The sequence below is a fragment of the Terrisporobacter petrolearius genome (assembly GCF_020748185.1).
Taxonomy (GTDB): domain Bacteria; phylum Bacillota; class Clostridia; order Peptostreptococcales; family Peptostreptococcaceae; genus Terrisporobacter; species Terrisporobacter petrolearius.
In genome coordinates this window covers 1-445 of sequence record NZ_JAHZMO010000188.1, presented here as the reverse complement: position 1 = coordinate 445, position 445 = coordinate 1, and the positions used below count along the sequence as shown (strand labels likewise).

Sequence of the window (445 nt, the reverse complement as noted above, 5' to 3'; positions counted from 1 at the left end):
CCAACTATTCTTATATTGGACGAGCCTACAAACTATTTAGACGAAGAGCATATAACATGGCTTACTAAGTACCTTCAAGACTATGAGAATAGCTTTGTCTTAGTTTCTCATGATATTGAATTTATAAACAATACATGTAATGTAATATATCATATGGAAAATGGAGAGCTAAATAGATATAAAGGAAACTATGATGAATTTGTAAGACTTAATGATATAAAGAAACGTCAAGAAGAACAAGCTTATGATAAACAAGTTGAAGAAAGAAAAAGACTAGAGGATTTTGTAGCTAGAAATAAAGCTAGAGTAGCAACGAGAGGAATGGCTAACAGTAGACAAAAGCAACATGATAAGATGGAAATATTAGAAAGACCAAAAGAAAAAATAAAAACTACGTTTTCATATAAAGTTGCTACAGCAACTCGTAAAATAATTTTTATAAAGG

The 445-nt window shown here is 29.7% G+C and carries 1 pseudogene; it reads left to right on the top strand.

The window, feature by feature from the left end:
• A pseudogene (locus K0040_RS20245) lies at window positions 1-445 on the top strand (ABC transporter ATP-binding protein); the annotation flags it as partial.